Source organism: Flavobacterium hibisci, from assembly GCF_020026925.1.
GTDB classification, from domain to species: domain Bacteria; phylum Bacteroidota; class Bacteroidia; order Flavobacteriales; family Flavobacteriaceae; genus Flavobacterium; species Flavobacterium hibisci.
The window spans coordinates 1-21,626 of sequence record NZ_JAIQDW010000030.1 but is presented as its reverse complement, the minus strand read 5'-3'; the positions used below and the strand labels follow the sequence as shown (position 1 = coordinate 21,626).

Below are 21,626 nucleotides of genomic sequence, written 5' to 3'. Positions count from 1 at the left end.
TCATTCATAGAAGTCTCCTTAATTAATGTTTTTATTCTTATTTTAGTACACTATAATATAATTCACAATTATGTACCCTTATTTCAAAAAGAAATTCATCATACCAGCCGCTGCAGCAGGATTTTTATTTATTGGGACCAGTTTCAAAGAAGACTTTTTTGAAATCGCCAAGCAAATAGAAATTTTCACAACCTTATTCAAAGCCGTTAACACCAATTATGTCGATGAAACCAATCCGGGTGACCTGATGGACAAGGGTATAAAAAGCATGTTGGGAAGTTTAGATCCTTATACGGTTTATTTTAATGAGCAGGATGTGGTTAATTTTAAAATCAACAATACGGGTGAATATACAGGGATTGGCGCTATGATAGCCCGTAAGAAAGACCGTTTAATTGTTCGCGAACCTTATAAAAATTATCCGGCAGACAAAGCCGGGTTAAAAGCAGGCGACGAAATTATTCAGATTGGCGATGTTTTGATTGCTGATTTTAAGGACGACGCTTCACAATTGCTAAAAGGAACAAAAAATACTAAAATCAAAATAAAATACCTGCGTCAGGGAAAAACGTACACTACAGACCTTGTTTTGGATGAAGTTGATATTAAATCGGTTCCGTTTTATGGAAAAATTGATGATAAAACGGGGTATATCGTTTTGGCACATTTTAGCAGAAAAGCAGCCTTTGAAGTAAAAGAAGCTCTTGAAAAACTTAAAAGTGACGGTGCTACACAGATTGTATTGGACTTAAGAGGAAATCCTGGCGGACTATTAAATGAAGCTATTGATATTTGTAATTTATTTGTTCCAAAAAATGAAGTAATTGTAACTACAAAATCCAGAATTGAAAAACACAACAATACTTACAAGACAACCAAAGAGCCTATAGACACTCAGATTCCGCTAGCCATTTTAGTAAACGGAAAAAGTGCTTCGGCATCAGAGATTGTTTCGGGAGCTTTACAAGATTTAGATCGTGCTGTAATTTTAGGAAGCCGCAGTTTTGGAAAAGGTCTGGTTCAGCGCACTGTTGAATTAACGTACGGAACACAGTTAAAAGTAACTATTTCACGTTACTATACTCCTTCAGGACGTTGCATTCAGGCATTGGATTATTCGCATAAAGACAAAAATGGTGTAGCCCAAAAAACTGATTCTAAAAATTTTAATGCTTTTAAAACCAGAAAAGGAAGAACCGTTTTTGATGGCGGAGGTGTTTTGCCGGATATTGAACTGGATGAAACCAAAATGAGTCCGATTACAAATGCGCTATTAAAAAATGACGGAATTTTTGATTATGCCACTACTTACTATTATAAAAACCCGAATTTGGGAGATAAAATTCCAACCATCACTGATGCTGATTATACTGCTTTCAAGCAATATTTAAAAGTCAACAAGTTTACTTTCGATACAGAAACTGAACTGGCATTGAAAAACACTTTGGCAGCAGCCAAAAATGAACAAATTGATGAAGCAATTGTTATCGAATACAAGCAGTTATTAAATGCACTTGAAAAAAGTGAAACCACATTATTAGACAAAAACCAAAAGGAAATTAAAAACCTGATTTTAGAGGAACTTATAAAAAGGTATCAATATCAGGAAGGATTATATCAATATTATATTAAAAACAATTCAGAAATTAAAAAAGCGGTAAACGTGTTAAACAATCAAACTGAGTATAAAACCATTTTAAAAATGTAAGATGAAACTTGGCAGCTCCCTATTTCTGTTATTTATTTACAATTTATGGGCGCAGCAAAAACCCATCGAAACCATTTATTTTGATTTTGATAAATATATACTTAGCCGTCAGCAAACCAAAGTCATTACTGATTTTGCAAAAAACATAGACACCACAAAAATAGAGTCGATACAAATTTATGGTTATTGCGATGATCGTGGTACTGATGAATATAATTATCGCTTATCGAGGGACCGTGTTAATACCGTTCAGAAAATATTAGTTGCTATTGGATTTAACAAAAGCAGAATAATCATTCTTGAAGGAAAAGGGCGAGTCATAATCAGGAGCGATACGGTTGAAAACCTAGATGAAACCAGGTCTAAAAACCGCAGGGTCGATTTAATTGCCGTTAAGAAAAACAGCTACGGAAAAGGAATCCGTAATTCATTAGAGAGTGAACTAAACATTGGTGATAAAGTTTTACTTGAAAACATTCTGTTTGATCTTGGGAGTTCAAAACTAACCCACAAATCTAAAAAAGAATTAGATAAAATTGTCACTATCCTGCAATCCAGAAAAAGCATTCAGTTTGAAATAAGAGGTCATGTATGCTGTACTCCTGAAATCTACACAGACGGGATAGATCGTGAAAATAATGAAAGAAGACTTTCCTGGAACCGTGCTAAAACCGTGTTTTTCTATTTGGTATCGAAAAAAATATCCAAAAGCCGTATGAGCTACCAGGGCTGCGGTAATAAATATCCGCTTAAAAAAGGGGATTATTTAGACAGAAGGGTTGAATTTAAAATTACTAAGATTTAGAGCCTGTTTAACTGCATCTCAATATGCGGAATATCATCTTCTAGATACATTTCACTCGTTTGCACGAACCCGTGGCTTTCGTAGAATTTTTTCAGATATAACTGTGCACCAATTGTAATTTTATCTTTTCCAAAATTGGATTTTATCGCTGCAATGGCTTCTCTCATTAAATCATGGCCCCATTTTCTGTCACGATAATCTGCATCTACTACGACCCTGCCAATTGAGGCATTATCAAAACTAATCCCGGCATCAAATAAGCGTACATAGGCAACAATTTTAGAATCATATTCTCCAATTAAGTGTAAAGCTTTCTTGTCTTTCCCATCAATATCCAAATAAACGCAATTTTGCTCCACTACAAAGATTTCACTTCTTAGTTTCAACAAATCATATAACTCATGAACAGTTAATGCCTCAAAAGGCTTTATTTTCCATTTTAATTCCATTACGTCGTATTTATTACTTATTCTAATTAGAAAGAGCCAAATTAATTTAAAAAAACTGAAAACAGAAAGAATAATTCGTTTCAAAAAAATCCCGATTACATGACGCAATCGGGAAATTATTTAGTTTTTTAAAGGTATATGATTCAGGCTATTTCTTCTTCATAATGATTTCCATGCTTTTATATTCCTTACCATTTTTTGTATCGTACATTTCCATTTTACGTGTTCTTGCGTCCACAATACTGTAGACTTCCCTATATGGTGTTTTTTTACCATTTAAAGGATTTACCATATCGCCTTTAAGTTCCATACTTTTTGTCTTGTCGTCATATTTGCCTGAGCCAATCATCATTCCGGTTCCCATATTATCAATAAATGTAGAAGTATATTCTTTACTCGCATTATTGTAGGCTAGTGTAGATTTTCCTTCAAATGGCTGTCCCATCATCGTTCCCTTGTAATTGGCTTCCTGATAACGGCCACCGAGGATCATTTTTATATTTGCCGTAGAACTTGCCTTTTCAGGTTTACCACCTTCTTCTTCCCAAAAAGTCATATCGCAATTCCAGGTTCCGGTTTCGTCTGCCATCATCTTATGTGGTGAACCCGGTGTAGCATAATCCATCCATGCTTTCATTTGTGCCGCAGAATCTAAAGGTTTTTCAGCCATTGTATCTTCTGCTTTTATGCTATCGGCAGGATTAGTAGTTTCTAATGCTGTTTTTACTTCTTTTTTGCAGGAAGAAAAACAAAAAACTAACATCAGTAATTTTATAAATAAATTTTTCATAATTAACTGGTTAAATGTTGCTTACAACCAAAAATACGAAAAATAAAATTTATCTCTTCTCTATTCTGACTGATTTTATAATGGCTTCTAATTCTAACATTAAATCCCGTTCCTGATTTGAGGGTGAATAACAAAAACCTTCAATGACCAAAATTCGTTTGTAAGCTTCATCAATTATGGCATAATTAATAAAAGGTCCTGTCATAAAATCGTTTTTTAATTCCCAGGTTCCTTTGGTTTCAAAAGTTTTTTTGCCATTTAATGTTGTTAAAGAAAAATAAGGAGCATAGTCTTCCCCTGTAATCATATGTGTATTAGGTTCGCGTCCTTTAATATAATGACCTACAGAGTCACGCATTCTGATAATATTACCTACAACGTCAAGATTCTTAGTAAGCCCGTTTAACGGAATCTGATAAATAAGCAGGCTTGTATTGCCACTAATGATTTCTTTTTTAAGCCAGATGAAATTTTTCTTGTGTAACATATATTCATATCCGACCGGGATCTGAAGATCAATATGAAACTTATTTTTAATAACGGCTGGGTTCAAAAGTGATTTGCTGTTATCCTGCTGTACTTTCTTAATCTCGGTTTCCCGAATTGCCCGAATGATTTCCGGAGAATTCATTTCGATACTGCAAATGAGGTCTTCAATTGATTTTCCGTAGATCCTGAAAGTATTGTGAGGCAAAGTTTTATCATTGGTTTTAACCTCAAATTTATCTACTGCTGACTTTTTAACTACAATAATACTTCGGCTATCGGTTACAAAACCCTCAAGGAGTTTTGCCGGATATTGATTTATTGTAAACAGTGGTTCTTCTTGTGTAAGACCCAAAACCGGTGAAGCAAATTTATTTCGGATGCTGTCACCAACTTCTCCATACCACAACTGATCGTCAATAATGATAGAAATTGTATTGGTTTTTCCTGGCTTTTGCTTTTCCTTGTTTTCGTTCTTTTGAAAACAGGAAACCAGTAAAACGGAAACTAGCAGAAACAAAAAATGGGTTTTATTCATTTTTATACTTTTATGAAATAAAACCCAAATTTAGGTAAGATATTTTATTATCCGTTTATTTTAAGCTTCATTCCTGGTTTTATATCCTCGTCTTTAATTCCGTTCCATTTTTTGATATCTGAAATGGTCACACCAGGATATTTTTTTGAAATACTATATAATGAATCTCCTTTTTTAACATAATAATCTTCTCCTATAGATTTAGCAGAATTTGCTTTTTTCTTAAATGAATCAATTGAATTAGAAGCAACAGCAGTAGTTTCAACAATAGTAGTTTCTTTTTTAGAAACGATTAGTGATTTACCTAAAGCAAGATTATTTGAGTTTAAGTTATTCCACTCTTTTAATTCTGCCAGTGTTACCCCGAATTTTTTAGCAATATTACCCAGATTATCTCCGCTTTTTACCACATATTCTACCTCAATTTCGTTTTTATCAGATGATTCAGCAGATGCAACTGCAGTTTCGACAGGTTTTTTAACTACTTCCTGAGCAGTTTTGGAAACTAAATCCTTAGGTTTTATTTTTAAAGATCTTCCTAATACCAGTGCGTTACTTTTAAGATTATTCCATTCTTTAATATCTGCTACAGCAACATCATACTTTTGGGCAATCGAACTTAAATTGTCTCCCTTTTGAACGATATAAGATTCAAGATCTAATGGTTCAGGAACTTTTACTGGCTTTGCTTTTACTTTTGGAGTTAGTTTCTGTGCTAAACGAGAAGGCATTTTGTAAATACCTGAATCATATTTTGCGTAAGCATAAATTTTATCCTCGTTCGCTACAAAAGTGGCAATTTTATCTTTTGGTAAACGTAAAAAGTGCTGTTCATTTTGGTAATAAGGCACTACTTTTAATTTATAGGAAGGATTAAGAAGTTCTAATTGAGATTGCGGCATGTCTAACAAATCAGCAATCTGCTTAAAAGTCATTTTTTCTTTGATACGGATAGTATCTGTTTCAAAGTTTTTCACAACAGCTCTTTCTGGATTGATACCATGCTCTTTATGGTATTCGAAAAGGTACATTGTTGCTAAGAAAGCCGGTACATATCCTTGTGTTTCTTTTGGAAGAAAATTACGGATATCCCAGTATTTGGTTTTTCCGCCAGAGCGACGAATTGCTTTTGTTACGTTTCCAGGACCTGAATTGTATGACGCCAATACCAGTTCCCAATCACCAAAAACACTGAACATTTTAGTCATGTATTCAGATGCGGCTGCAGTTGCTTTAAGAGGATCACTGCGTTCATCAATATAGGAATCAATTTTAAGATCGTATTGTTTTCCTGTTCCGTACATGAATTGCCAAAGTCCTGTGGCACCCATTTTAGAAACTGCTTTAGGATTTAAAGCAGATTCTACAACGGCTAAATATTTAATTTCCAGAGGAACATTTTGTTTTGCAAACGCATCCTCAAATATTGGAAAGTAATATTCTGATAAAGCCATTAATCGGGAAAACGATTTTTTACGATTCTTAAGAAATGACTTTATTATATTCTCCAGTCCCTGATTGTATTCTATTTCAAAAGGCGACTTTTCATTCATTACCTGAAGCCTTTGCTTTAAAAGCTCTGTTGGCAACTCCTGATCAACTGTAACATCTTTATTGATTGTCTGAATGTCCTTAGTTAAATCATCATATATATCCAGACTTGTTAATTCATTCATCCAAAGACTATCAACACGAATGGCTAAGTCATTTTTTACGAATGATTTTTTTACTGAATCTAAGTACGAAATCTTTACTTCAGGCTTTATTTCAATATCTGCTTTGGCAACTTCTTGTGCAAAACCAACTATTGAAAAAAAGACTGAAAGCGCTAAGGAAATTTTTCTTATAATCATATAACATTTTTTTAAAATTCTATAATCCAAATAATTACAGAAATGGTATTTTTACAAATTTAAGCAGAATAAGCGTAAAAATCGCTAAAAAAAATGTTAATTGTTATTTTTTTAATCTTGAATAGCAGCAATACCAGGTAAAACACGTCCTTCTAACATTTCAAGCATTGCACCTCCACCGGTTGATACATAACTCATTTTGTCTTCAAAACCGAATTGTTTTACAGCTGCAACAGAATCTCCACCTCCTACTAATGAAAATGCTCCTTTTTCCGTAGCTTCAGCAATATAATCACCTAAAGCGATAGTACCTTTTGAGAAAGTTTCCATTTCAAAAACTCCTAGAGGACCGTTCCATAAGATTGTTTTAGACTCTAAAATTACTTTCTTGAAGTTCTCTAAAGATTTAGGACCTGCATCCAGACCTTGCCATCCATCAGGAATTGCAGTTACATCAACAACTTGTGTATTTGCTGAATTTGAAAAATCATCAGCTGCAATTACATCAACCGGAATGTGGATCTGAACTCCTTTTTCTTTAGCGGCCTTTAGAATATCAAGTGCTAAATCTAATTTATCATCTTCGCAGATAGACTCTCCAATTTTTCCACCCTGTGCTTTGATGAATGTAAAAGTCATACCACCACCAATAATCATGTGGTCAACTTTATCCAGGATATTTTCGATAACCGTGATTTTAGAAGAAACTTTAGAACCTCCTAAAACTGCAACTACAGGTTTTTCACTGTTATTCAATACTTTATTTAAACTGTCGATTTCTTTTGCCAATAATGTTCCAAAACATTTTTCAGTTGGGAAAAATTGTGCGATGATAGTTGTTGAAGCGTGTGCTCTGTGAGCCGTTCCAAAAGCATCATTTACATAAATATCTCCAAGAGAAGCTAATTCTTTAGCAAAAGCTACATCTCCAGCTTCTTCTTCAGCGTGAAAACGTAAATTTTCAAGTAAAAGAACTTCGCCCGGTTTCAAATCTTTTGCTGCAGCCTGAGCAGGTTCTCCAACACAGTTTTCAGCAAATTTAACCTGTACACCTAAAATTTCAGAAGCTGTTTTCAAAATATGTTTTAATGAATATTTTTCTTCAGCACCTTTTGGTCTTCCTAAGTGTGACATTAAAATTACGCTTCCGCCCTGAGCTAAAATTGCATCAATAGTTGGTTTTGCAGCTTCGATACGAGTTGCGTCTGTTACATTGAAGTTTTCATCCAAAGGCACATTAAAATCAACACGGATTATTGCTTTTTTATTTTTAAAATCGAAATCGTTTAGAGTTTTCATTTGATAATTATTTATGGGTTTTTTTGAAAGAAAAACAAATATAGAACTTTTACAGTTCTTATAAATTCGGATAACTAAAAAACCAATAATTTAAAGAACGAAATCGTTATAATTTCACAAATAAATTTCTTTATTAAATATTAAACACAAATTTTGCAATGAATTAGGTTATTATCAGAGAAAAAAGAAGCTGCCCTTTTGGGACAGCCTCTTTGCCTTTTGAGACTTTTTAGACAGCCTCGAAAACAAGATGTGGTTTTTGTTTTTGGAAATAATAACGAAATTATTCTTTTTGAATATAACAGATTGACAAATGTGGCTGCACCGGAAACATAAACGTTTCGTATTCGTTTGTGTTTTCAGTATTTTTAGAAACTACATAATTTCCTTCTATACTACCGAAATAACTTAACAACGGAGAATAAAATGTAATTCCGATTTTGTGCTTCGAAAGATCTGTAACATCACTATTTACGATATCCAGCTTATAATTGATAAACGGAAAATACTGATTTCCCAACACATCCGGAACCCTGTAGAAATTACCTTTTAGCTGTTGAATATAGCCATCAGCCGCAATTCCAACCAAAAAATGCAGATGAGAAGCTTTTTCGTTTTCAGACAATAATTCCCTGAAAGTATTTTTAGGATTTTCCGCTGAATTGAATTGCTGGCTTTGCATTTTATATTCTTTAAAAGTGTCTTCAAAAACATATTTGTCCCAGATTATTGTAGAAGAACTATCAATAATTACACGATATGCCAGTCTTATTTTTGAAATTTTCATACGTTTTGGTCGTTTATTTTAAAGCAACTTCGAAAAGCAATAAAACGGCATTTTCAGATAAAGCTTCCCATTCTATTACTTCTGTGCTTTTTATACTCAAACCGTCCTTAGCTTCTAAAAGCCGGTCTTCTACTTCAAAAGCACCGTTCACTACAAAAATGAAAACACCATTTTTAAGATTATTTAAAGTATAAAATCCTTCTTTTCTTCCATCGTAAACTCCAATAAAACAAGCCGTTTCTTGAATATGAAACAACCGGATTAATTTATTTCTAATGGTTAGATCGATTTCAGAATTTTGAAAATAATTTCTAAAAGACTGTGTTTCCTTTTGAAAATGAATGATAAGAAAACTCACGTTTTCACTTTCGTAAGGATTGAAAATTTCCAAAGTCATTTCATCTACAGCAGCTATTATCTTAACTTCTTCAACTCTTAAAAATTCAGTATTACCCAGATTATCTTTGCATTCAATTCCACCAAATAAAGGCAAAATAATCACATTTGTATTTGCCTTTATAATTCTGGAAATACAATGTTGCGGAGCCAATATTTCCTCATTCAAAATCTGCAATGAACCAAATGGTGTTCTGGACAAATCCTGGTACTGATCAAAATTAAAGGTAGCAAAACAGTTGTATTTTGCTGATTTAAAAACCCCTCTAGTTTCTGATTTATATATCTGGGCTGGAATCTGCTTAATCATCTTAAACGGTATTTACATGTTTTTAACCCGCAACATTGATGGTATGTTTTAAAACAAAACCTTCGGCAACACTTCCTGTAACAGTTGCCAATTCATTCGTATAACCATCAGAAAATACATTATCAGCAGCATTATACGTATAACCTGACATACCTTTAGTATATCCGTTAGCTGTTGAAGCATTTACCAAAGTCACTGCACTGCCGGAACCTTCGGGAAACGCAATTTGTGTAACTAATAATGACGTTCCGGCTGCGTTGTAAATATGTACGTGAATATGTGTTGCCCTACCAGAATACCAACCCGGAAATATAGAGGTAAAAGTCACCAATCCATTATCATCTGTAGTTTGCCTTCCTCTTAAAAAATGTACAGAAGTATAATTTACGGATTGCATACCTGTTCCTCCATACTCAGAATAATAACCATCTTTGTCACAGTGCCAGATATCAACAATAGCGCCTTTTAAAGCGGCACAGCTTTCTTTGGTATTTTTTATGGTAATATTAATTGTAAAAGCAACACCAGTTCTGTCCATAACTATATTTGATTTTACTAAAGAAGATGGTGTAATGGTCGGAAATGGACCCGCGGTTTCAGAAGGAGTTACAGAACAAGTAACTGAGGAACCTGAATCTGAACCTGTATCAGTGGCCGTATCTGTATCGGTTGACGTTTCTGAAGCATCATCATCTTTACTACAAGCATTAATTATTGGAATGGCCAAAGAACCTATTCCTACTAAACCTAAACCTCTTAAAAAATCTTTTCTTTCCATATTTTCTTGGTTTTAATGTTTTATCAATTAAATGATTAAGCATAATTTTCAAGTAAAATTATTCGAAATTATAATCGTGGAAAAAGTTTGAGGTAATCAACAATAATTATGAGGTAAAAGAAGAGAAAAAATAAATTTGTAATTAATTTATTACAATTAAGGTTTGTGTTTTTTATTTAAAAGATCAAAAAAAGCAGTTTCAAAACTGGCACTTATTGGTATTTCTGCCTGATCGATATGAATCATTTTATTTCTGATTTTTTCAATTTTAGAAATTGGAATAATAAACGAACGATGCACACGAACAAATTCAGTGGAAGGCAATTTTTGAAGCATGCCTTTCAAAGTCATTCTGGCCACAACAGTTTTTTGATTCTGAATATAAATTTTAAGATAATCATCTAAGCCTTCGATATATAAAATATCTGAAAAGAGAATTTTGATCAGACTATAATCCGCACGGATAAAAAGATATTGCTGTTCCAGATTCTGATTTTGAGTTTTCCAGTGCTGAAGTGCTCTTTCAACAGCCTGCTGAAAACGGGAAAACGAAATAGGTTTTAAAAGATAATCAGTAGCACTTAACGTAAAACCATCTACAGCAAATTCAGAATAGGCTGTTGTAAAAATGACCATTGTTTTATGCGGCAGTTTTTTATAAAAATCCAATCCGGAAATAGAAGGCATATTGATATCTAAAAACAACAAGTCCACAGGATATTTTTTAAGATATTTGAAAGCTTCATCAGATTTTGTAAACGTTTTTTGCAAATCGATATACTCAATTTCAGCGCACAGACTTTGCAAAATTTCTAATGCCAAAGGTTCATCGTCTAATGCTATTGCTTTTATCATCCTACTTCAATACTTAAATTTACAATATACTTTTCGTTAGTATCTTCTATTTTTAACTGATGTTTATTTGGATACAATAACGCAAGTCTTTCAATTGTATTTTGCAGCCCAATTCCGCTATCTGATTGAATCGAAAATGTCTTTTTATTGGATGCCATCAATGTTAATTCTTTTTCATGAATATCAATATAAATACAAATTTCTGAAGTCTGATCTGGATTTACACCATGCTTGAAAGCATTTTCTATGAAAGAAATTAAAATAAGCGGTGTAATTGCCTTTCCAAATGGGGTTCCGTTTAGCTGATAATCTACAACTACAGTATTGCCTAAACGTGTTTTTTGTAATGAAATAAAATTATTGATGTAATTGGTTTCTTTACTCAAATCGATTACTTCATCATTGGCATTGGTAATAATATAGCGCATGAGCTCAGATAACTGTATCACGGCATCGGGAGTTTTATCATCTTTTTTTAAAGCAAGAGCATAAATACTATTAAGTGTATTAAATAAAAAATGCGGATTGATCTGCGCTTTTAAAAAAGCCAACTCTGACTTCATTTTTTCTTTTTCTACATTTTGCAGCCTTCCGGATATAGCAAATAACAAACTTGAAATTACACCGAGCAAATATACCAGAGCTGTATGTCCGTACTGAGTTGGCGGTCCGCCCATTGTATCAAAAGACATTGGTCCCGGAGGGATATTTCGAAAATCCGGAGGCGGTTTCATTCCTTCATTAAAAGGTCCGCGATGATGTAAAAAGGGTTTTGTATGATCCCTAAAATCTAAAAAATTGTAATCCGGGTGATCTAAAAATCCTGAAATCCACACAAAAAATAAAAGAAAACAAGCAATCATTATAAAATATAATAATTGCTTGTTTTGAAAATAATATTGTGGAATTAAATAATAGTAGTTAAAATAAAAGAAACATAATAAACTAAAATAAATAAAAAAATAAATCCGATCATGTACATTAGAGTACAAATTGGGCCACGCAAAAATTGTTTTGACCGATGTAAATGCATAAGGCAAAAATAAAAAAGCAAGGCACAAACCTACATGCAGGACATAAAACGAAAGTTTAGTTTTCATATATGTAAAAGTTGTTTTTTAACCGTCATATATGGTATCGCCATTTCTATTGGAATTGCTAAACTTGTAAATGGCGATTTCATAAATCGAATTGATTTATTCAAATTTAATGATGCTGATGGTTTATATCAAATTATTGAGGTAAAACCATGTAATCTTGCGATTTCTTATAAATACTTACTAAAAAAGGCTTTAAAACTATTTGTTCTAAAGCCTTTCTTTATAATTCATTAATCATGAACCGGACTATCCGTACAAGGACAACTGCTTAATGCCTGAAGGAAATCAAATCCAAGTGTGACAACATGGGTTCCTGAGTTGTAATATCCTAAATCGTTAAACATTACCTGATAGGAATAAGCAAAATAAATTTTAGACTTCATGAAACCTGCCATTGGTCCCAATGATAAAGGTTTGGGGAACTGATCATTCAGCATACGATACGAAACACCTATCCAGTAATATTCTTCGTAGCGATTATAACGTCTGTATTTAAAATTGATATCCGTTGCAGAACGTTTATCACTGGCAAAATACTGATAAAAGACTGAAGGTTCATATTCGATACGGTTATTTTCTGCATCTCTAAATGTAAATCCTGTATACACCTGATAATTAGATAGTAAATCTGGCTCTACACCTCTAAATTTATTGGTATTTTTCTTCAAAACGTTATTCGCATTAAAACTCAAATAGAAATTTTTATTACGATATAGTGCACTGATGTCAAAGTTATTATTTGCAGTGTAGCGATCATTTGTAATGGAAGGATCTAAAACAGGATGTTCGATATCAGTACTAAATTCATCCGTATCAATCCTAAAACTATTAAAGTTATAGGAAATACCAAAAGACATATACTGCTTAGAATAATAGTCTAAAATGATATGATGGGCAAATGAAACTTTGGCTCCTGTCTGTCTCGTATAACCATTTTTATCGTTGTAAACTGAAATACCAACCCCTGAACGATCCAAAAGCCTAAAATCCAAATAAGCAGACTGGTTATCTGGTGCGTCTTTAATGCCGACCCACTGTGTCAATCCGTTAACCCTTATTCTAACGTTATCTCCAATACCTGCATAGGCTGGTGAAATTACAAAAGGATTATCTGCTAAATACTGCGTAAACACCGGTAGGTTTAACTCCTGGCTGTAACCTGATGTTACAGCTAGGAGTACTAAGGATACTATTAATTTTTTCATTGTAATAATTTTTTTAGATAACATCACAGGGGCTGTTATTTTGTTATCTGTATAGTGTGAAATGTCCAACAAACTCTCTATCATCTTTCTTGTCATTTAGTTTAAGAACATACCAGTAATCACCTGTTGGTAATTCTTCACCATTGTATTTACCATTCCATTTCTGACCGTAACGATATTTAGCAATCTCACGACCGTATCTGTCGAAGATAGAGAACTCAAGGTTGTTGTAAATATTCGTACAACCAGGGCCCCATTCGTCATAAAGACCGTCGCCATTTGGTGTAAAGTAATTCGGGATACAAACATCAACATATGGCACTGTTGTAATTAATGTTGCCGTACAGCCATTTTGATCTCTAACTATCACTTCATAATCTCCTGATTTGTAGATCTTGTATGTGTTAGAAGATGTAAACTCTTCTCCGTTGAAACTGTACATATAAGCTGGGGATCCACCGGCAGCTGCAACCGAAATTACATTCATTTCCTGCTGTCCTGCTGTTAATGCCAGAGTTAATGGAGCAATGGCTTTAATCTCGAATTCCTTCGTTGGTACTTCACAACCATTTGTATGTCTCGCCATTACAAAGTGTTTACCTGGAGCAACATTTGTAAAGATGTTACTTGCCTGATAAGGAGCAATTCCGTCAAGAGCGTAATCAACATCTGCAGGGTTTGTAATGCTTTGATCAACAGTAATTGTTACTGAATTAGCAGCAGCATTATTCACACAGTCATAATTAATTACATATTGTGGATCAAGTACAACAGCATCATCCATCAGAATTTCAAGTTCGTATGTACAAGCTTTAGCATCTTTAATATAAACAATGTGTCTGCCACCTGAAAGATTATCAAAATCGAATCTTGTTTGTCCTATAGCACCTAACGTATATGTTCCGTTTCTTACATCAAGGCTATAGCTGTATGGACCCGTTGCACCTGCTACTTCTATACTGAAAGAACCGTTTTTCTCACCTTTACATTGTTCCGGCAACATGGTATTTGGAATAAGTTCAGCATATAGAGGTGTTGGCTCGGTGATTTCAAAATCAATAAGTTCAGTACATCCAGCTGATGCATCTTGAATCAATACTGTGTAATGACCTCGATCTAAATTTTCAAATATTCCATCATCAAAGAACTGGTTCAAATAAGGAGAAATTGCATAAGTATATTTCCCTGATCCTCCAGTTGTTGTAATAATAATTTTTCCGTCTTTACTACCGTAACAAGTAACATTTGTAGAAGAAGTAGTATTTACCATTGGGTCAGCTGGTTCTGTAATCGGAATAACAGCTGAATCTTTTTGGCAATCATCGCTAACAACATGTACTGCATAGTTTCCTGCTGGTAAATCTTCGAAAATACCGTCTGTTTTAGGTCCCTGAACAATTGTTGTTGTTCCGCTAATTAATAATGTGTAAACATAATTACCTACACCACCTGTCGCTGTAGCAACGATAACACCAGTGGTCTCACCTTTACAATTAATAACATTTTGAACATCAATGTCGATATCAAGTTCAGGGAATTCTGGAACCTTAATACCATTTGAAACAAAACTTACACATCCATTAGCATCTTTTACATAGTATTTATACTCACCTGGGGCTACATTGAAAGTATCTGAGCCTGAAGCTGGCAATGTAACAACTCCTGTAGTAAAACTAGAATCTGCACTATATGTATAAGGAGCTGTTCCGCCTGTTACGCTTAAAGTCAAACTATCTTGCGTTAAACAAGTTGCATTACCTGAATGTACTAACAATGGCGTAACAATAGTTGGCTCTGTGATTGTTACTTCATCTGAAGTATTTTTACAAGTATATCCATCAGTAACTGTTATGCTATAAGTTCCTGCACCTAATCCTGAGAAGCTTGGTGAAGCTTGTGGACCTGAAGAAATTACTCCAGTAGCCGTAATTATATTCAAAGTATATGAATAGTTACTTCCCTGACCTCCTGTTACATTAGTTGCTGTAATTGTAGCACTAGTAGCTCCGTAACATGGTACGATAGTCATATCCGGAACAGCAGTTACAGTAATTTGTTTTGGAATTTCTAAAACTACATTAGTACTTACAGGACAACCTTTTGTATCTCTTACGCTTACAGTATATGTTTCAGCTGTCAGATTAGGGAACTCAGAAGTTGCAGACCAGTCAGAAATAATAGTACCAGTACTATTTTCTAATTTATACTCGTATCCTCCTGCCCATCCGCCAGTTGCAGATACCACAATTCTTCCATCATTATTACCTGAGATACAAGTAATAGCATCATGCGTTTCTGCAATTTGCAGTGGTGCATCAGGCTGTCCAATTGTAAATGTAGCTGGCACTGTACAGAATGGACTGTCAATTAATGTTGCTGAAACAGTATATTCACCTGCTGACAGATTTGTTAAAGACAGTGGTCCTGCTGTTGCAGAAGTTCCTGAACGTACTACAGCTCCTAATAATGATAATGTATAATTGAATTTTCCAGCTTCATCAGGATTACCAATATTGTCTATTAAAGTAATCGTTACCGCGCCGTCATTCGAACCATAACAAACGATATCACTATCTTTTACAATATTTAAGTCGAAAGTATTTGGTTGATTAACATAATGAGCTTTTTGGATACTACATCCTGTTGCCGGATTTAATGCTGTAATAATATACTGACCCACTGCTAATCCTGTAAAGCTACCAGTTGTATTTGGAGTGAATGTAATTGTACCACTCACATCTGTTAAAGTATATTCAATACCAGCTATTGTAGCTCCGGAAGCATCAACTGCCGTAGCAGTAATACTTTCCAGATTAGTACATGTAATAGCAGTTTTAACAACATCTATTTTATCTAACTTAATGTATGGAGCAATTGCTATTGGCGTGGTATAAGTACCCATACAACCATTGCTGTCATAAACACTTACAGTATAAGTTCCGCCAGATAAATCAAATTCTGTGTATGTATTTGAAGTACCTATTTGAACCTGAGTACCGTTTTTGATAAATTCATAAGTCACATACGTACCTGAACCACCGCTTATTCCTGTTACCGGATCAACTGTAATTGTTGCGAAGTTAGATGTATTGCCAGTAGTACAAACAAATTGTACGGTATTAACAGTATTTACAACTATAGGATTTGGTTGAATAACCGGAATTGTTGCTGTTGCTGTACATCCTCTTTCAGATGTTACTAATACAGTATAAGTTCCGGCTGTTAATCCAGTGAACACAGGTGAATCTTGTTGGGTTGTACCTCCATCCAGACTGTAAGTGTATTTTGGATTATCGTTAATACCATCTGCCGGAGTATCCATAGTGGCCGTGATAGTACCATCGTTACCTCCGTTACAAGTTACAGGTGTTGATGTCAACGCAAATCCTGTAATTATAGTCGCTGGTTTTAGATCTATAGTTACAAATACTTCACATAAAGTAGTTGTATCCTTAACGCCTATAATGTGAGATCCTGAATGAACTCCTGTTAAAGGTGTAGTTGCTCCGAAAGCACCTCCATCGATGTTATAAACATAGTTTCCTGAACCTCCTGTTGTTGACACAGCTACAATACCATCACCATCTGTACAAGAAGGAGAAGTAGTTACTGTTGGTGTTAGTACTAGTGGTTCAAGAATAGTAACAGGAGTAACTGCTGAAGAACAACCATTAGCATCTTTTACTGTTACATTATAGGTACCAGGAGCATTAACCGTGATAACATTGTTTGCATCAAAACTTACACCGTCTACACTGTATAATAATGCTGAATTGAATCCAGTTGCTGTTACAGTAATTTCATAAGTTCCTGTTACACTTGGACATTGTGTAGCTACTGCGCTGACAACAGTTGGGTTTACATCCGGTTGTATAGGCTGAGCATTATTTGCATCACAATTATTGCTATCTAATACATATACAATCCAGTTTACATCAGCACCATTTTTGGTATCCACCACCAACTGATTACTTGGACCAAAACTTGTTGGAATCGGATCACCTGCTTTCGCTACTGCATATCTGTAAGGTGCAGTTCCTCCGTTTGCAGTTACTGTAATAGTTGCATTATCCTCGTTACAATTAATGTTTGTTGCAACTGAAGTTGAGCTTAAAACAGCAACTGGTTCAGTAATTGTGAAATTAATTGGAGCTGAACAACCCGAAACAGCATCTGTAACTGTGAAAGTATAATTACCTTCAGCCAGACCAGTGTAACTAATAACATCTCCGTTTTGAGTGAATGAACTTACAATTGTTGCACCTTTTATTAAATTAAATGTATAGTTAGCCGAAGTAATGTAATTCGAAACTGTGAAATCTACAGCTCCTGTGCTACCTCCTTTACAATATACATCATTAATAATTTGATGCGTAACTGATATTTTATCAGCTTCTTTAACAATAATTGGTTTAGTTATGCTACAACCATTGTTATCTGTTACTTTAATAATATAAGTATCAGGTGTTAAACTTGCAAAACTATTCGTTCCGCTTGAAGCAGTTACTGCTGAAGCTGGCGAAATAATTTCATATGTATATGGTAATGCTCCACCAGTTACTGTATTAACAGTTACTGTTGCTACATTTCCTGATGTACAATAAATAGGAGTTGCTATAATGTCCATATCTCTTGGTGGTAAATATGGATTAACTATCGCTTGTCCTGTTACCTTACATCCATTAGCATCAAGCACTACATAATTAATAGTTTGTGAAGTATTCACACTAAATGAAGGTGATAGCTGGAAAGTAGTTCCACCATCAAAACTATACGTATAATCTGTAGTACCTCCACCAGCTGTAATTGTTACTATTGCATCTTTAGCATTATTTGTAAGATCACATCCAAACGGTGTTACAACTGCATTGGCTGTTAAAGCAGCAGGCTCGGTGATCGTTACCGGTACTGCCGCTGAAGCACATCCTTTGGCATCCGTTACAACAACTGAATAAGTAGTTCCTGCAATAAGGCCTGTATAAACCCCTGTTGCATCCCCGCTTGTGTTGGCACCTGTGCCGCTAAGAGCAAATGTATAAGGCGCAACTCCGTTTGAAGCTGTTACTGTGATCGTTCCGTTGCTCTCTCCATTACAGATTACTGCTGTTGGAACTGCATTAGCTAGCGGTGTTGAAGGAGTATTCACAACTACTGCATTGGTTGTTACTGAACAAACTGCTGCATTGCTGTCTGTAATAACAAATGTATAGCTGCCTGCCGTTGAAACCGAAGCTGTAAAGTTCCCTACTGTTGACGTTGCTAATCCTGAAGGAATACCGCCTAAATACATTTGGTAAGTATATGGAGCAACCCCGTCTGTAATAGCCACATCGATAGTAGCATTAACAGATCCTGCACAATACAAGTCTTTGGTCAATGTAGCGGTAGCCAACAATTGTTTCTCGATTGTATAATTTACAAATGCTTCACAGCCATTGTCATCCCTGATGCCTAATCTATAAGTACCAGGTGATGTAAAGGTAGCTGTTGATGTAGGGATAACGGATCCGTTTACTGTATAGGTCTTAACTCCTCCGTAAACTGTAGTCAATGCATCTAAGTCAACTGTCAGGGCTGATCCTGCATAACACTGTGGCGCTGCAGGATTAATTGTCGGAGCCACATTGTTGGTGATCATAACATTCTCCCTGTGGATACAGCCGTTAGCATCTTTTACATAAACATCCCATGACAGATCCGTAAGGTTCGTGTCTACTGACATCACTGCATTTGTACCATATGCCGAAGCAACCGGTGCGGCTGAGCCCCCTTGTACAACAGCGTAAGTGTAAGATCCTGTTCCTCCTACTACTGAACTAACTGTAATAGTAGAAATATCCTGTGAACAGAACACTTTGGTGCCTGATGCCGTGAAAGCAATCGGATTTGGTGCTGTTATAGTAACAGACGCATTTGCAGAACAATGTGTTGTATTGTCCTGTACTGTTACTGTATATGTACCTGATGATAATCCCGTAAGGGTAATTACATCGCCAGTTTGTGAAACGTGTCCTGCTGCAACTGCCGGAGAAGTCACAACGCTGTAATTACCAGTGGCGCTGAAGCCTGTAACTGTAAACTGTGCTGAACCGTTATTGGTAGTACCATCTGCTGCATTACATGAAATATCATTTAGCATAACCCCTGCAATAGCGATTGGCGTTACTGGGACAATTGTGTAATTTCTCTCTATTGAACAGCCATTAGCATCCGTTACTTTGAATAAATAAGTATCTGGTGCCAAACCGGTAAACAAAGCATTGTTACCATTATTAACCGTGATTGGGGAAATGATCTCGTATTTAGCCATAGGAACATATCCGCCTGTTACTGTCAAAGCAATATCGGCAACATTGGTCGGACAAACAGGTGCCGTGGTCACAGCAAATGTAATATCGGTCAACGGTAAATATCTGTTTACTGTAGCGCTTCCGCTTACAATACAGCCATTGGCATCCTTAACAGAATAAGCAATAACCTGGTCGGTGCCATTGTCTGCAACAACCAATGTGTTAACAGAAGTATAGGTCGTTGAGCCATTGAAGCTATAAGTATATGGTGCTGTACCTGTACCAACAGTAGCTGTTACCGTAACAACTGCTGGCTGCGGCACATTGCCTGAATTACAACCAAATGGCGTAACTGAAGATGTAGCTGCCAATACTGATGGCTCGGTGATCGTTACAGGAATAGCCGCTGAAGCACATCCTTTGGCATCCGTTACAACTACTGAATAAGTAGTGCCTGCAATAAGACCTGTATAGATTCCTGTTGCATTACCACTTGCATTAGCACCTGTGCCGCTAAGAGCAAATGTATAAGGCGCAACTCCGTTTGAAGCTGTTACTGTGATCGTTCCGTTGCTCTCTCCATTACAGATTACTGCTGTTGGAACTGCATTAGCTAGCGGTGTTGAAGGAGTATTCACAACTACTGCATTGGTTGTTACTGAACAAACTGCTGCATTGCTGTCTGTAATAACAAATGTATAGCTGCCTGCCGTTGAAACCGAAGCTGTAAAGTTCCCTGCTGTTGACGTTGCTAATCCTGAAGGAATACCGCCTAAATACATTTGGTAAGTATATGGAGCAACCCCGTCTGTAATAGCCACATCGATAGTAGCATTAACAGATCCTGCACAATACAAGTCTTTGGTCAATGTAGCGGTAGCCAACAATTGTTTCTCGATTGTATAATTTACAAATGCTTCACAGCCATTGTCATCCCTGATGCCTAATCTATAAGTACCAGGTGATGTAAAGGTAGCTGTTGAAGATCCCAGAGTGGTTCCGTTTACGATATAAGTCTTAGATCCTCCATAAACTGTAGTCAATGCGTCTAAATCAACTGTAAGAGCCGATCCTGTATAACATTGTGCTGCCGGAGCAACAATCGTTGGTTCTACATTGTGGGTAATTGAAACATCCACTTTATGCGTACAGCCGTTAGCATCTCTTACATAAACATCCCATAGGAAATCAGTAAGGTTGGTATCTACTGAAAGTACAGGGCTGTTCGTGTAAGCTGAAGCTCCCGGAGCGGTAGCCCCATCAATTACAACTGCATACGTATAAGCACCTGTTCCCCCTGTTACACCGCTAACAGTGATATTCGAAATATCCTGTGAACAGAATACTTTGGTTCCTGATGCCCCAAAAGCAATCGGATCTGGTTCTGTTATAGTTACAGCTGCAGCATCTGAACAATGTGTGGTATTGTCCTCTACTGTTACTGTATAAGTATTCGCTGATAAACCTGTAAGGGTAATCACATCGCCTACTTGTGAAATCTGTGCCGCTGCAACTGCCGGAGAAATCACAACACTGTAATTGCCAGAGGCACTGAATCCTGTAACGGTAAACTGTGCTGATCCGTTATTGGTAGTACCGTCTGCTGCATTACATGAAATATCTGTAAGCATCGCTCCTGCAATAGCAATTGGCGTTACAGGCTCAATTTTATAGTTTCTTTCAATTGAACAGCCATTAGCATCCGTTACCCTGAATAAATAAGTCTCATTGGCAGCCAAACCTGCAAATAATGGACTAGTTCCGTTATCAACGGTAATTGGCGAGATGATCTCGTATTTAGCAGGAGTATAACCTCCAACTACCGTAAGGGTGATATCGGCAACATTGCCCGGACAAACAGGTGCTGTAGTCACAGCAAAAGTAATATCCGTTAATGGTAAATATTTATCTACTGTAGCGCTTCCACCTGTAATACAGCCATTAGCATCCTTAACAGAATAAACAATAACCTGGTCT

The 21,626-nt window shown here is 35.7% G+C and carries 14 protein-coding genes; 2 read left to right on the top strand and 12 right to left on the bottom strand.

The genetic code is table 11. The features are described 5' to 3' along the window. The first annotated feature begins 70 nt into the window (after nucleotides 1–70). Both K8B81_RS19820 and K8B81_RS19815 read left to right on the top strand, forming a co-directional pair. On the top strand, nucleotides 71–1,708 hold the full coding sequence (locus K8B81_RS19820; protein WP_223683279.1) for a S41 family peptidase: 1,638 nt from the start codon (nucleotides 71–73) through the stop codon (nucleotides 1,706–1,708). A gap of 1 nt (nucleotide 1,709) precedes the next feature. Next, nucleotides 1,710–2,513, top strand: a complete 804-nt coding sequence (locus tag K8B81_RS19815; protein WP_223683278.1) for an OmpA family protein — start codon at nucleotides 1,710–1,712, stop codon at nucleotides 2,511–2,513. Here K8B81_RS19815 and K8B81_RS19810 read toward each other — a convergent pair. From K8B81_RS19810 to K8B81_RS19755, 12 genes are all read right to left on the bottom strand, one after another. Further along, a complete protein-coding gene (locus tag K8B81_RS19810; protein ID WP_223683277.1) occupies nucleotides 2,510–2,962 on the bottom strand; it encodes a GNAT family N-acetyltransferase in 453 nt (150 codons plus the stop codon). The genes K8B81_RS19815 and K8B81_RS19810 overlap by 4 nt on opposite strands. Before the next feature lie 148 nt (nucleotides 2,963–3,110). Then, entirely contained in the window at nucleotides 3,111–3,752 is a 642-nt protein-coding gene (locus K8B81_RS19805) for a DUF1579 domain-containing protein (protein WP_223683276.1), read from the bottom strand. A 49-nt stretch (nucleotides 3,753–3,801) separates the two neighbouring features. Then, complete coding sequence (locus K8B81_RS19800; protein ID WP_025571187.1) at nucleotides 3,802–4,776, bottom strand: DUF4837 family protein; 975 nt, start codon at nucleotides 4,774–4,776, stop codon at nucleotides 3,802–3,804. A gap of 47 nt (nucleotides 4,777–4,823) precedes the next feature. After that, nucleotides 4,824–6,629 (bottom strand): LysM peptidoglycan-binding domain-containing protein, encoded by a 1,806-nt coding sequence (locus K8B81_RS19795; RefSeq protein WP_223683275.1) that lies wholly within the window; start codon nucleotides 6,627–6,629, stop codon nucleotides 4,824–4,826. A 111-nt stretch (nucleotides 6,630–6,740) separates the two neighbouring features. Beyond that, nucleotides 6,741–7,928: a phosphoglycerate kinase gene (locus tag K8B81_RS19790; RefSeq protein WP_223683274.1), complete on the bottom strand. Its 1,188-nt coding sequence runs from the start codon at nucleotides 7,926–7,928 to the stop codon at nucleotides 6,741–6,743. A 283-nt stretch (nucleotides 7,929–8,211) separates the two neighbouring features. Further along, entirely contained in the window at nucleotides 8,212–8,715 is a 504-nt protein-coding gene (locus K8B81_RS19785) for a hypothetical protein (protein ID WP_223683273.1), read from the bottom strand. Nucleotides 8,716–8,728: 13 nt separating this feature from the next. Beyond that, complete coding sequence (locus K8B81_RS19780; protein WP_223683272.1) at nucleotides 8,729–9,421, bottom strand: pirin family protein; 693 nt, start codon at nucleotides 9,419–9,421, stop codon at nucleotides 8,729–8,731. Nucleotides 9,422–9,443: 22 nt separating this feature from the next. Then, a complete protein-coding gene (locus K8B81_RS19775; RefSeq protein WP_223683271.1) occupies nucleotides 9,444–10,199 on the bottom strand; it encodes a dioxygenase family protein in 756 nt (251 codons plus the stop codon). Nucleotides 10,200–10,355: 156 nt separating this feature from the next. Continuing rightward, nucleotides 10,356–11,054 carry a LytR/AlgR family response regulator transcription factor gene (locus K8B81_RS19770; protein WP_223683270.1) on the bottom strand — a complete coding sequence of 233 codons (699 nt, stop codon included), beginning with the start codon at nucleotides 11,052–11,054 and terminating at the stop codon, nucleotides 10,356–10,358. After that, nucleotides 11,051–11,917: a sensor histidine kinase gene (locus K8B81_RS19765; protein ID WP_223683269.1), complete on the bottom strand. Its 867-nt coding sequence runs from the start codon at nucleotides 11,915–11,917 to the stop codon at nucleotides 11,051–11,053. The genes K8B81_RS19770 and K8B81_RS19765 overlap by 4 nt, the downstream gene beginning before the upstream one ends. A gap of 467 nt (nucleotides 11,918–12,384) precedes the next feature. Then, nucleotides 12,385–13,359, bottom strand: coding sequence for a PorP/SprF family type IX secretion system membrane protein (locus K8B81_RS19760; RefSeq protein ID WP_223683268.1), 975 nt, complete (start codon nucleotides 13,357–13,359; stop codon nucleotides 12,385–12,387). 43 nt (nucleotides 13,360–13,402) lie between these two features. Next, on the bottom strand, nucleotides 13,403–21,626 hold an 8,224-nt coding region (locus K8B81_RS19755), incomplete at its 5' end, for a T9SS type B sorting domain-containing protein (protein ID WP_223683267.1).

Coding starts and splice junctions, on each gene's coding strand:
- K8B81_RS19785 (WP_223683273.1), bottom strand. CDS start 8,715: ATGAAAATTTCAAAAATAAGACTGGCATATCGTGTAATTATTGATAGT.
- K8B81_RS19775 (WP_223683271.1), bottom strand. CDS start 10,199: ATGGAAAGAAAAGATTTTTTAAGAGGTTTAGGTTTAGTAGGAATAGGT.
- K8B81_RS19800 (WP_025571187.1), bottom strand. CDS start 4,776: ATGAATAAAACCCATTTTTTGTTTCTGCTAGTTTCCGTTTTACTGGTT.
- K8B81_RS19815 (WP_223683278.1), top strand. CDS start 1,710: ATGAAACTTGGCAGCTCCCTATTTCTGTTATTTATTTACAATTTATGG.
- K8B81_RS19795 (WP_223683275.1), bottom strand. CDS start 6,629: ATGATTATAAGAAAAATTTCCTTAGCGCTTTCAGTCTTTTTTTCAATA.
- K8B81_RS19790 (WP_223683274.1), bottom strand. CDS start 7,928: ATGAAAACTCTAAACGATTTCGATTTTAAAAATAAAAAAGCAATAATC.
- K8B81_RS19770 (WP_223683270.1), bottom strand. CDS start 11,054: ATGATAAAAGCAATAGCATTAGACGATGAACCTTTGGCATTAGAAATT.
- K8B81_RS19810 (WP_223683277.1), bottom strand. CDS start 2,962: ATGGAATTAAAATGGAAAATAAAGCCTTTTGAGGCATTAACTGTTCAT.
- K8B81_RS19765 (WP_223683269.1), bottom strand. CDS start 11,917: ATGATTGCTTGTTTTCTTTTATTTTTTGTGTGGATTTCAGGATTTTTA.
- K8B81_RS19805 (WP_223683276.1), bottom strand. CDS start 3,752: ATGAAAAATTTATTTATAAAATTACTGATGTTAGTTTTTTGTTTTTCT.
- K8B81_RS19780 (WP_223683272.1), bottom strand. CDS start 9,421: ATGATTAAGCAGATTCCAGCCCAGATATATAAATCAGAAACTAGAGGG.
- K8B81_RS19820 (WP_223683279.1), top strand. CDS start 71: ATGTACCCTTATTTCAAAAAGAAATTCATCATACCAGCCGCTGCAGCA.
- K8B81_RS19760 (WP_223683268.1), bottom strand. CDS start 13,359: ATGAAAAAATTAATAGTATCCTTAGTACTCCTAGCTGTAACATCAGGT.